Origin of the sequence: Vibrio sp. YQ_11, from assembly GCF_043103065.1 — a bacterium.
GTDB classification, from domain to species: Bacteria; Pseudomonadota; Gammaproteobacteria; order Enterobacterales; family Vibrionaceae; genus Vibrio; species Vibrio parahaemolyticus.
Window position 1 is genome coordinate 201,483 of record NZ_JBICJM010000005.1, and the last position, 12,906, is coordinate 214,388.

Annotated in this window: 8 protein-coding genes; 6 read left to right on the plus strand and 2 right to left on the minus strand. The window is 47.7% G+C overall.

The features are described 5' to 3' along the window. The first annotated feature begins 20 nt into the window (after nt 1-20). The 3 genes from glgX (at nt 21) to ACF8EG_RS01430 (ending at nt 4,105) form a co-directional block, all read left to right on the plus strand. The gene (glgX, locus tag ACF8EG_RS01420) at nt 21-2,012 is read left to right on the plus strand and encodes a glycogen debranching protein GlgX (RefSeq protein ID WP_043038035.1); all 1,992 of its coding nucleotides are present in this window, start codon (nt 21-23) and stop codon (nt 2,010-2,012) included. A 243-nt stretch (nt 2,013-2,255) separates the two neighbouring features. Then, the gene (locus tag ACF8EG_RS01425) at nt 2,256-2,900 is read left to right on the plus strand and encodes a recombinase family protein (RefSeq protein WP_043038036.1); all 645 of its coding nucleotides are present in this window, start codon (nt 2,256-2,258) and stop codon (nt 2,898-2,900) included. Then, nucleotides 2,897-4,105 carry a multidrug effflux MFS transporter gene (locus ACF8EG_RS01430; protein WP_043038037.1) on the plus strand — a complete coding sequence of 403 codons (1,209 nt, stop codon included), beginning with the start codon at nt 2,897-2,899 and terminating at the stop codon, nt 4,103-4,105. The genes ACF8EG_RS01425 and ACF8EG_RS01430 overlap by 4 nt, the downstream gene beginning before the upstream one ends. Before the next feature lie 80 nt (nt 4,106-4,185). Here the strand turns inward: ACF8EG_RS01430 and ACF8EG_RS01435 are convergent, their stop codons facing one another. Further along, complete coding sequence (locus tag ACF8EG_RS01435; protein ID WP_005500006.1) at nt 4,186-5,913, minus strand: hypothetical protein; 1,728 nt, start codon at nt 5,911-5,913, stop codon at nt 4,186-4,188. Between the two features lie 473 nt (nt 5,914-6,386). Between ACF8EG_RS01435 and ACF8EG_RS01440 the strand changes: the two genes are divergently transcribed. Together ACF8EG_RS01440 and ACF8EG_RS01445 are read left to right on the plus strand one after the other, a co-directional pair. Then, entirely contained in the window at nt 6,387-7,340 is a 954-nt protein-coding gene (locus tag ACF8EG_RS01440; RefSeq protein ID WP_005455166.1) for a M23 family metallopeptidase, read from the plus strand. Next, nucleotides 7,244-7,696 (plus strand): polymer-forming cytoskeletal protein, encoded by a 453-nt coding sequence (locus ACF8EG_RS01445; RefSeq protein ID WP_020838276.1) that lies wholly within the window; start codon nt 7,244-7,246, stop codon nt 7,694-7,696. Before ACF8EG_RS01440 ends, ACF8EG_RS01445 begins: the two co-directional genes overlap by 97 nt. A 57-nt stretch (nt 7,697-7,753) precedes the next feature. Here the strand turns inward: ACF8EG_RS01445 and ACF8EG_RS01450 are convergent, their stop codons facing one another. After that, on the minus strand, nt 7,754-10,501 hold the full coding sequence (locus ACF8EG_RS01450; RefSeq protein ID WP_069505526.1) for a pitrilysin family protein: 2,748 nt from the start codon (nt 10,499-10,501) through the stop codon (nt 7,754-7,756). A gap of 416 nt (nt 10,502-10,917) precedes the next feature. Between ACF8EG_RS01450 and ACF8EG_RS01455 the strand changes: the two genes are divergently transcribed. After that, nucleotides 10,918-12,804, plus strand: a complete 1,887-nt coding sequence (locus tag ACF8EG_RS01455; RefSeq protein ID WP_069505528.1) for a methyl-accepting chemotaxis protein — start codon at nt 10,918-10,920, stop codon at nt 12,802-12,804. Nucleotides 12,805-12,906: the final 102 nt, after the last annotated feature.

Genomic DNA, 12,906 nt, shown 5'->3' on the forward strand with positions numbered 1-12,906 from the left:
TAATAAATAAAGTATCTCCGATGACACGACTTTTCTCTCGCCCCTACCCCCTAGGCGCAACGTTAAATAAAGAAGGCTGTAACTTCTCTATTCATGCTCCGGGTGTAAAAGATATCCAGCTGGCATTGTTTGCAAGCGATGGCAGCTATAGTTTGCATGACTTACCCAATGAATATTCGGGTATACGTCATACCTTTATTCCCGATATCAAACCGGGGCAAAAATATGGTTACGTTGTCACACATAGAGATGAACCATTACTCATCTCCGATCCTTACGCCAAATCTTTAGATAAAGCCCTTCACTACCATCCTCCTTATACTCCAGCCAAAAGTTTTGATATGCCGAAATGCGTCGTGATTGAAGACACTTTCGACTGGCAGGAGACGGATCATCCTCGTATCCCGAGAGAGGACATGGTGCTGTTTGAAACGCACGTCAAAGGGCTTACCCAATTACATCCAGAAGTCAGTGCAACCACCAAAGGGCGGTACCTTGGCCTTGCTTCACCTCAGATGCTGGCGTTCTACAAACAGCAAAACATCAACACGTTGCAATTGCTACCTATCGCCGCGTGCATGCATGAACCACATTTATTGGAGATGGGCAAAGTCAATTATTGGGGTTACAACCCTTATTTGTTTATGGTGCCCGATCCTCGTTACGCAGAAAAAGACGCGGTAACCGAGCTCAAAACCACCATTCGTGAGCTGCACAAGCATGGGATCGAAGTGATTCTGGATGTGGTTTATAACCACACAGCAGAAGGAGGCGAAGGCGCGACGGTGTTTAACCTCAAAGCGCTCGATTCTCGCTTTTACATTAAGCACGGCAATCACTTTGCCAACTACACTGGTTGTGGCAACACGGTCGATCTCACCTATCAACCAGCATTAAACCTGGTTATGGACACGCTGCGTTACTGGGTTAGCGAATTCAAAATCGACGGTTTCCGTTTTGATTTGGCCGCCACTTTGGGACGTCAAGGGGATGATTACAACCCTGAAGCGGCATTTTTCAAAGCCGTCGCTCAAGACCCGATTTTGCGTGAAACCAAATTGATTGCCGAGCCGTGGGATATTGGCCCTAATGGCTATCAAGTTGGTAACTTCCCATTTGGTTGGAACGAATGTAACGACAAGCTGCGCGATATTTCCCGCAGTTTTTGGCGTGGTGATCAAGGCTATTTGAAAGAATTCGCCACTCGCCTTATGGGCTCTCGCGATATTTACAGCGCCGCCAACTGGCCATACAAACTCACGGTAAATTACATCACTTACCACGATGGCTTCACGCTGCAAGATTTAGTCTCTTACAAGCACAAACATAACGAAGCCAATGGCGAAGAGAACCGCGATGGCCACGGTGACAACCGCTCAGAAAACTACGGCGTAGAAGGCGAGACGGAAAACATCATGATCATCGCCACGCGTGAGAAGCAAAAACGCAACCTGATTGCGAGCTTGCTCTTTGCGTTTGGTATTCCGCACATTTTGACCGCCGATGTATTGTCACACTCGCAAGGTGGCAACAATAACGCCTACTGCCAAGACAATAAAACCAGTTGGATCAACTGGAGCGAGACGGAGCGCAAAGCGCACTTCAAAACTTGGATGGCGCAAATGGTCGCAAACCGTCACCAATACATGGTGCCTTTCATCCGTGCTTTCAGCGGCGAAAATCGCAACAACAACCGCATTTTCTGGCGTCGAACCGATGGCCGATTAATGGAACATGACGACTGGAACCGATTAAGCTCCGTAGCGCTTCACTTAGGCATAGGTAAAGACGGACAAGAGTTGGTTTACCTCATCAACCAAACGAACGCCACTGCGCGATTTAAGCTGCCAAACGAGCGTAATCAAGAATGGGTAACGATTTGTGATACCAATGTGCGCAACCTCAATCCTGGGCACGCAGAAGGCGAAGTCTTACTGTCACCGACCTCGATGGTGATTTTGCATTACCAGCCAAAGCCAAATTCGCCACAAGGTGAGCCATTGCAAAGCTAGCCAATACAACACCTAAAATAAAAAGCCGATACAAACATCTGTATCGGCTTTTTTCATTGCTTACAGACAGATACCCCAACATACATCTTTAAACACCAATCAGCCATAAAACTCATCACCTAGATAATTGGGATATGCTCTAAGAAAACTTAAATGGCTCATTTAGTGTTGTAAGCATTAATGAACCCTTGTATATTTATGGACCATTACAGTATATGAACCAACCCAATGAGGAATGCGGTCATGACGACTTATATCTACACGCGCTACTCTCCAAAAAATAAAGCCCACAGTGATCACCTTGCTGCGTTGCGCGAGGCCGCTCCTGATGCGCTGCATTTTGAAGATAAAATTCGTGGCTGCGTTCCCCCTTCAGAAAGAGAAGCGTTTCAAAAACTTAGCAATACGATTCAATCTGGCGACACCATCGTGATGTGGTGGCTGACAGCATTTGGTCGCGATTTTAGTCAGGCTCTCAACGCCATTCGAGCCTTGCTTGAAAAAGGCGTCACACTAAAAACCGTGTGTGAACCATTGACGTTTGAACCCGACTCAGAACAGACGAAAACGTTACTCGCTTTGCTATCAGGTTATGGAAAGGTGCAAATTCAGCATCGGTTGTTCGCGGCGGAGCAAGGCCGCCAAGCCATTAAAGATCAACCGGATTTGTGGAAACAGAAGTTCCGTGGCCGCCCTGCTGACCGGGAAAAACATCGACTCATCGCGGCGTTACTATTAGAAGGGAACACGCTGTTGAGCGTGGCAGATCAATGCGATGTCAGCTTGTCGACGGTTAAACGAGTCAAAGCAAAATTGAGCGAGTTTGATGAAGATGGCGCTCTAAGAACGCGAAAAAATGCCGGATTCGCTGATGGTGAATCATCATGAACCGTCCCATCAATTTCCGCACGATTCTATTGGCATGTTTGATCATCAGTGTTGGCCAACTGAGCATGGGTTTAGTGATGCCTTCTCTACCTTGGATCGCCAAAGACTTCTCGGTTTCACTCGATCAAGCGCAGCTCCTCGTGAGTATTTATCTACTTGGATTTGGCCCTTCCCAGTTCATCTATGGCCCAATGTCCGATGCATTAGGGCGCAAGAAAGTGCTACTCGCTGGTTTGCTGATCGCAATGTCCGGCTTGCTGATGATCATTTTCTGGAGCCATACGTTTACTGGCATGGTCTTAGGCCGCTTTTTGCAAGGCTTGGGGACGGGTTGCTGCGCGGTGCTGGCTCGAGCTTCTACTCGCGACCAATTTAGTGGGAATGAGCTTCCCGTCGCGATGTCTTACATTGCTATGGCAGCGTCCATCACGCCGTTGATTGCTCCTGTGATTGGTGGGTTCATTAACTTCCACTTTGGCTGGAGTATGGTGTTCATTTCATTGTTGGGTTACGTGTCGCTCGCTTGGATCATCATTGCGTTTCGATTCAAAGAGACCATCACACGACGCTCCGCAATCCCCTCTCCAGCCAAAATGTTGGTGCAGTATCGTGATTTGCTCTCGTCTCGATATTTTATGAGCTTTGCGAGCATCAGTTGGCTCAACTTCAGCTTGATGATCACGACCGTCTCCGTGATGCCTTTTATCATGCAAGACCAAATCGGGATGACATCGGACGAATACGCCATGTGGGCACTGATCCCCGCGTTAGGTATGCTCGGCGGCACAACCATTTGTAACCGCATACGCCCCGTCATCGGAAATAAGAAAATGCTGCTTTGCACGCCTGTTTTGCATATCAGTGCGGCACTGTGGTTGTTTTTCTGCCCGGTAGAACCCTTGTATTTGATGATTGGACAATTATTGATGATTCTTGGCAATGGCATTGCGTTGCCTTGTGCACAAGCACTTGTGATGCAACCATACAAAGAGCATGCGGGCGCGGCAGCAGCCATGTCTGGCGGCGGTCAAATGGTGGTCTCTTCCTTGGTGAGTATGACGCTGGTGCAACTTGGATTAAGTGAAGCGTGGCATTTGTCGTTGGTTGTAGTGCTGTTTACCGCCATCACCTTGACCAATATTCTACGTGGGTTCAACACTGAAGAAGCGCAGCAACACCGAGAGGTGGCAGAGAAAGCCAGCTAATGTCACCGACTTAATTGAAGAAAGAAAAACGCCCACTGTATTTCGTGGGCGTTTTCGTAGGGTTTCAAGTATTGTTGCGTTTACTGCTGGGCAACACTCACCTTTTTGGCCGAGCTGCGGTAATCAAACTCAAAACCGATGCCTTTGTCAGTAACGTCCATCTTCATGCCACCCGTTAGCTCGTTTTGGAAGCTCACTAGCACGTCTTCAGGAAGAGGCTGGCCTGTCGCCATTGATGCTTTTTCTAACACTTCCAGAATACGCTCTGAGTCCATGCTAAAGCTCAACAAACCGTTTGGCTTCAACTCTTGAGCCATCACGTCCTTGCTTGCTTCTGCCGCGTACTCGCCGCTGTATAGCGTTAGGTGGCTGCCATTTAAGCGTGCAAACACGTCCATCTTCATGCCAGTATGCATCTCTAACAAGTCACTTACGTTCACAGGTTGGTTGTCTGGTTGCAGTTGAAGCTGCGCCAATTCAGGAACTAGCATTTGCGCAGTTTGAATCAACATGTTTGGATCTTTTGCAGACAGAGTAAACATGCCATCCATTTGGCTAAACACTTCGCCAAACTGTGCATCAGGATTGATGTTCAGATCGAACAGTTGCATGCTCAACCCTTTCAACCCATTCAGCATGCCAGAGCCCATGCTCACCGCTGCCGCCGGGTTTTGTCCGCCCATGTCTTTTTGCATTTGGCTCAGCAGCGCACATTGGTATTGTGGCTGAGTTATCTCTGTCCAAATTTGACCAATCGATGGCGCAAGCGTGTTGATGTCGATGCCTAGCGCCAAACTAAAGAAGCTCTTATCGCTGTTAGACTCGGTTAACACACCACGAATCGATTTAAGCGCATCGACGATCACTTTATTCTTCGACTCAACAACAAAGCCGCCTTTGATTGACGCTTGCTCACCGTTTAGCTTGTACTCCGCAAACGCCACCGATTGAGGCCAGTTTTCTGCAATTTGCGTAAACTCGTTATGACAAACTGGTGTGCGCATTTCCGTAATGTTTGGATCGACATTAAGACGAGTTAATTGACGAGCAAACATGTTGCCATCAACAGTGGTTAAACCTTTGATGATTTCACGATGGTCGATGTAGCCAAAAGAGTTGTTGTTTTTACCATACTGAGTTTGGATGGCTTCAGCACGACCGCTATCCGCTAATGATTGGGTTGGAGACTCAAGACCCAGCGCCATTTTCAACGGGTTAAGATCACCCAACTCCGCGATATCCACCGTCACGGTTAGCACGTTGTCGATAACCGCTACAACTAAGCCAATGCCATCCTGCGGATCTACTGCATCCGTCATTTCATAACGACGGTACTCCACCGTACCCAGCTTCACTTTTTCGTGTGTCACGCCGCTCATTTGCTCTTCGTGATCCAACGTTTTCCAAAGCGCCTCTGGATTCTCGATTGGCAGTTTGTAAACTGGCACCATACCGAGCGTGTAAAGCACTGGGTTGATCTCATCGCCTGTACCTAAGTACGCTTTCAAAGTTTCTGGCGACGCAGCACTTTTTAAGTATCCGTCAAACAGATCGATCGCAAACTGCTCTTTTGGTGATAGCTGCTCACCAACAAACATATCAGACATGGTCATTTGGTTGGCAGAGCCAAACGCGTTCACATATTCGTAGTGTTTGAAAGGTTCTGTTTGGAAAGTAACTACGAGCGAATCGGCTGGGATTTGCGCCAATAGTGAGCTTGAACCGCTCTGAGGAAGGTTATTTTGGTACAGGTACCCAGCGGCCCCCGCTGCTGCGACCACTGCTGTAGCCAATAATAGTTTTTTCACGACCAACTCCGTTGTTAGTTATATCGGTTCGTAAATGCGTTTTGCATTCGAGTTTTAAGCCTTAATAAATCGAGTTCTGTAGAGACGAATTACAGTTCTCCTACACCGCCAAACACTGGCTAATGAGTGCTCTATCGGCATATCAACCGTCATCATAAAGATCCGTCGCCAGTTATCAATTTAATGAATATTAATTTCTTAAAATATCCGCAATTTATAGGATAAACCGTGAAGTATGTTGAATTGCACATTCATACTATTGGTAATTTCGTCACTCTAAAGTGCCAAACATGCAACACCGACCAAAATTAACCCAACATTAAATCCGCACTGAGTCTTTTATCAAATATCGGAAAACGGCTCACGACCTGACACTTCTTTCCAATTTGCCTCTGGCAGTCCCCTGTGGTTTTCCTTACAGTCGAGCTCACTCAGTGACGAGGCTTATACCAGAATACGATCATTACGACATGATGAAAGACCAACTGACGATCTCGATATCAACCATCAATGGCTCCAAGCATTGGTATTTCAGTAAACGGATGCAACGCAACCTAAAAACCTTTTTAGGGCTATTTGTACTGACTTTGGCAGCTACCGCCATTCTCATAAACCATCTCTACGCGCGGGTCGATAGCGCAGCGATGAAACAAGCGCAGCTCACCGAGCACTCACGCAGCATGGGCGAAGAGCTCAGTACATTAAAGGCGTTGAAGTCTGAACTAGAAAACGACCTTTCAGAGCGAGAGGAGCGGGTTCAGTTGGTTTCCGAACGCTTAGGCGAGCTAGAAAAAGTGCTTGGCGTGGACAATCACGCCACAAATGAAGATTTGGATACTCGACTGGATTCAGCAGCGATCACTTCGAATGTGCGAACGCTGATGCTCAATCAAATTCCAAACGGTTCGCCTGTGGGTAAAGTTCGACTTTCATCCGGTTTTGGCAAACGTATTCATCCTGTCACCAAGGTAGCGAAAATGCACCGCGGATTAGATTTCGCGGTGAACATCGGAACAAAAATTTATGCCCCTGCCGATGGCGTGGTGGAAGTCACTCGTCGCAGCAATACCGGCTCTGGCAACTTTCTGAGGCTACAGCACTCTTTCGGTTTTACCAGTTCTTACTCGCACTTAAAGAAATTCAAAGTGCAAAGCGGCCAATTCGTAAGAAAAGGCGATTTGATTGGGATTTCTGGCAACAGTGGGCTCTCTTCTGGCCCACATCTGCACTACGAAGTGCGCTTTGTCGGACGAGCATTGAACCCAAAACCGTTTGTTGATTGGAGCCTTAATAATTTTGAAGATATCTTTACTAAGGAGCGAAAAATACGATGGGAATCTTTGATAAAAACCGTGGAACAACGAGTAGCTCAGCAGCTTCAACTCTCATCGCCAAAGGCTGTACTGTTAGCGGAGAACTCAAAGTAGAAAACGACGTCCAGATTGACGGCATCGTCGATGGTCAACTGAATGTCGAAGGCACGTTAGTCGTTGCAGAAAGCGGTAGAGTCACTGGCGATGTGTATGCCAAGCAGCTGATCATCAATGGTATTCTGGACGGAAACTGTCACGCAGAGCACATTCAAGTACTCACTAAAGGCCGTGTCAGTGGCAAAATCTGGAGCAACAATCTGAGCATTGAACCGGGCGGTAAGTTCTTCGGTGAAGCAGCAGAATTGCCAGAAAAAGAAGTGGTTAGCCTGAAAGGCAAAGCGCAAGAAAGCGCAACGGCGAAAGACAACAGCGCCAACACTGAAAAGCGACTCGCGCGCAAAAGCGCATAAAAAAGACGGCGATTAAGCCGTCTTTTTCGTTTTACTGTTTGCATCCAATGTCTGGTTTCACATCGGGTTGAGAATCAGCGCAGAACGCTTGGCATTCGGACCAAACGCCGATGCCGCACGTGCTTTCACTTCTTCTAGTGTTACGCTCTTAGCGGCTTTCTCCACATCCAGCACAACATCCAATCCGTAGTCGTGCGCGAGGTAGCGGCTGTAAACCCAAGCGCGAGAACCAGGGTTGTCACCCAATCCTTGCATCGCGACAGCAAGCTGCTTGGCCGCGGTGTCGACTTCTTTCTGGGTAATGTTGATCGCGAGATCGTCGAAAACCTTATCCAACAGTTTATCCATCAAACCCACATCTTTTGGATCCACCTGCGATTCAAACAACCAGTCCGAAATCGGCTCACCATCTTGCGTCATCGTATAAATGCTAGGGCTGTAATCTAAGCTTGATTCTTCACGGAACGTCTCCAGCACTCGTGCGGCACTGATGCGCTCCAGAATGTCTTCTGTCACCGTGTCTTTTGCCGTACGGTTGTACTTATCGGTGTTAGTAAAACGCAGCAGGTAAAACGATGAAGGCTCGTGACCATCAGTGACGACCGAGCGCGCTGGCAGCTCATCATTAAATGACACACGATAATCTACAGCTTTACCCGGCTTCATCTTAATTGATGCCACGTATTTGCGTAGAAGTGGCGTAATTTGCTCAGGCTCAACGTCCGCAACAATCACCATTTTGTAACCGTGATCAGTTTTAAATAGTTGATCATGCACCGCAAGAATCTGCTCTGGCGTGACGGTATCGGCACCATCACTGCTCAGTAAACGATGACGACTATCCGGCGTATAAGCGCTGGTGTTCGCTACTTGGATAAGCGTACCCATAGGCGATTCCAAGAAAGCGCTGCGCTCTTGCTTAAACTCTTGTTTCACCGCGGCAAGCTGACGCTCATCAACCTTGATTTCGGTCGAAAGGTTGTACAAGCCATTCAAAGCTTCAACTAGACGATTTTTTTGCGTCGTAACCTGAACGCCATGCACTGTTGGCTCGAGTATTGGACCAAAAGCGATGTTGTTCGTACGTAAGTAGGCATCCAGCTCTGAGCCAGAAAACTCTCCTAATCCACTGCGAACGGCGGTCATGGCAGCCAGTTCGTAGGCTGGATAAAGCGATTTATCTAGGGCCGCTTTACCCCCTTGGCTAGTGAAGTAGATGTAAGCGCGGCCACCGGCTTTTGCGTCTTTTTGGAACCAAACATCCACACCGTTTGATAAGGTGTAAACCTGAAAACCACCCGGAGCTTGACGCATACTAACGATGCTGCCTTCCTCTGCTGGTTGCAGGAAGCCTTCTGCTTTGGCGTTCATGCCCGAAGGCTTTTCACCAGCTTGTAGGTAGGCGCTGTTAAGCGCAGTGAATACATCAGCAAATTGCGCTTGCGTTTCACTTTTGCCCATGCCAATCACAAAGCTTGGTTGATTAGACAACAGTTCTTTTAACTGCGCGTTTACGCTCTCTAGCGTCGTTTTATCCAAAAAAGCTGCCAAGCTTTGCGCATAGCTCTCTTTCGATTGGCTTACGCTGGCTTGCTCCAATTGGAAAATACGCGCTTCCGCGTAACTATTTGGCTTGCGTTTGCTCCAATCAGAATCAAGATTTGCCAGTTCGCCATACCAGTTAGATGTGATGCTCTCTAGCTCAGCTTGTGTCACGCCGTAATCGCGAAGTGACGTCAAAGCACTGATGAAAATTTGGTGCATTTGTTCACGGCGGTCAGGCGAAAATGAGATACCCGCCGACATCAGGCGTTGGTAGTTCGAGTAGTAAGGCTGCGCATAAACGTATTGGTAAGGCTCGGCGGCATCATTGAGAAGGCTGATCAAACGCTGTTGAATCAGTTGAATGGCCACTTCGTCTCGCCATTCTGCGTGTTGCTGCTCGACCGTTTCGCGACGAAGATCGCCGCGTTCAATCACCAAATGCAAGCTTGGTGACTCCATCGAGTTGCTTGGCAGAATTTCGTCTTGAGTATTGAGTCGAATGTCACGACGCTTTTCGATGACGATATCTGAGGTACTTTCCCAGTTCGAGAACTTGTTCTTGATGATGTTAGCAAGCGACTTAGCGTCCACATTGCCCGTGACGATCAGCTCGGCATACTGCGGCTGATACCACTTCTCGTAGAAGTTTTTCAGCCCATTTGACGTCGCGTTCTCAATTGCATCACGAGTACCGATTGGATCATGCTCGGCGTAAGGCGTTCCTTCAATCGAAGCCTCATACGCGTGCATTGAAAACGACTTATCATCTGGATTGGCGCGTCGCCATTCACCCAAGACAACACCTTTCTCTTTTTCAACTTGAGCAGGAGCGAACTCTAAACCGTCGCCAATGTCTCGCATCCAAGTCAGGGCATCTTCAAGCTTATCGTTATTGGCCAAGTCAAGCTTATAGGACGTTTGCTGATAGGTGGTAAACGCGTTGATATCTGCGCCAAAACTGCCGCCAGATTGCTCAAAAAGCTTAACAACGTCGTTGCCGGTAAAGTGTGTGCTGCCATTAAATGCCATGTGCTCAACGAAGTGAGCGTAGCCTTTTTGATTGGCTTCTTCTTGGAACGAACCAATGTGCATCACCAAACGAACCGAAACTTCTTGGTCTTGAGTTGGATAGATGTGGTATTTCATTCCATTGGATAGCTGATTAACGTGCCAGTTGGCATCAGGCTGAATCGGCGTGGATTGTTGTGTCAGAGCACACCCTGACAACAATAACGCGGGGACTAACAATATACTGCGCATAACTATTGCCCATAACTATGATTAAGCCGATCAATATAATCCTCGTTCCATGACCTTCACATTTTTAATGGATTATTTACCGCTCAAGCATGATCTACATCACCTTTTAATGAAATCAATTATCATTTACAAAACACGACAAATCCTTACTTTACAAATACATAAAACAAGCCGCTCTCGTATTAGGTTCTTATTTCTTATAAAGCTCAAATTCGCGACATAGCGCCAGTATTTATTTTGAGCAGTAAAATATAATCAATCGATGATTTCGGCGTCAAAAACGCTTTTCAGCGACGACGCCGAATCATATACGAATGAAAATAACCAATAACAAACTACCCCGCGCTTTTAGGTAAATGGGTATTAAGCCCGACACTTAACGCCGCTTGGGTACAAAAAATCTAATAATCGCTGCTATGTTCAAAAATTTATCACTGAAGAATAAACTGGCTATCTCGGCCAGTGCTGCCATCATCCTTGGGGGCGTGTTAGTCGAAGGCTTGTCTTTTCGAGATTCGTTACAACGGTTGGATGCGGAAGTTGCCCAGCGTCTGGAAAGCACCAGCGCGTCATACAACCAGTACGTAAGTGACTGGCTACTCTCTAAAGAGCGAGCACTCACCTCCCTTTCTGATGAGTCAGAAAAACGAGCCATCGTGACGCACTTGAAGCAGGTACGAGATTCCGGCGCGTTCGATAACGTCTTCCTCGCTTACCCAGACGGCTCACAAAACAACGCCAATGGGGTGATTTTACCGCCAGGCAATAATGACCCTCGCAAGTGGGGCTGGTACACCAACGCCATTGCCAATCCATCGAAAGTCTTTATGGATAACCCGACCGTTGCTGCTGCAACTGGTGCGAATGTGGTGTCGCTCGGTAAGGCGTTACAACTGCACGGCCAAACAACTGTACTGGGTGCAGATGTCGAAATTGGAGATATTTTAAACAGCCTCAACCAAGTGATCCTACCGGGTGAAGGCTACATGTTTATTGCCAACGATCAGGGCAATATTTTCACCCATAACGACAGCAAGCTCCTAAACCAACCAGTTAGCAAACTGGGCTTAAACAACAACGACATCACCAACGCTGCACGCTCAGGCACTGAACGTCGCGTGTCGATCAGCGGCACCGATTATGTGATTTATGCGCGTCCAATTGAGGGCACCAAGCTCACGACGGTAACGGTGTTGGATCACAACTCGTTGGTTGCACCACTTTACGATGCCGTTTGGGATCAAATTATCGCGACGGCTATCGTGGTGATCATCTGTGTGGCGCTGTTTAACCTGCTATGTAACATCTTGTTCCGCCCACTCTACAACGTTTCGAATGCGCTTTCGCAAATCGCCAACGGTAGCGGTGATTTAACTCAACGCATCAAAGTAGAAAACCGTGACGAAGTTGGTGAGTTGGCTGAAAACTTCAACCAGTTTGTTGAAAGTTTACAGCAGCTTATTGGTCACATTCGTCACCAAGCGGAAGAACTCAGCCAACAATCAGAGCTGAGCACGACTCGCGCGAATCAGTCTGTTTCTGATCTGAACCATCAGCAACAAGAAATCACTATGGTGGCGACCGCTGTGACTGAAATGGCATCGGCAACGCAAGAGATTGCAGCACATGCAGAGCAGACGGCTAAAGCCGCTCAAGACTCTTCAGCAAGCACACAAAACGGTCATGAGTTGGTGATCAATTCCAAATCGTCCATCAATAATTTGTCTTCTGAAGTCAACCAGGCGAGCGTTGTCATCGGCGAGCTCAACCAGCACGCGCAAGACATCTCAACCGTACTATCAACGATTCGAGACATCGCAGAGCAAACCAACTTACTGGCTCTGAATGCGGCGATTGAAGCGGCGCGTGCAGGTGAACAAGGTCGCGGCTTTGCCGTTGTTGCAGACGAGGTTCGAGTGCTATCACAACGCACACACACCTCAACCGAAGAGATTCGCTCGACGATCGAGACTTTGCAGCAAACCACACAACGCGCTGTAACTATCATGGATAAAAGCTCTCAGCTCGCGCAAGGTTCAGTGGAAGACGCAGATCGCGCAGCACTGGCTCTGGATGAAATCAACGCGGCCGTTGCGCTGATCAGCGATATGGCAACGCAAATCGCGACCGCAGCCGAAGAGCAAACGCACGTAACCAACGAAATCACGCAAAACGTCACGTCCATTAAAGATGTGACCGACCACTTGGTGGTTGGCGCAGAAGAATCGATGAATCAATCTGCCGAGTTGAAATCGCAAGCCGAAGATCTCAACTCGAAAGTGGCGACGTTTAAACTGGCTTAAACGCCACATTAGGAACACACTTAAAAACAACAAACCCCGCTAGCCAATGTATAACTAGCGGGATTTATTTTTATGGCTCGGCGTTTTTATCACCGAAAGTAT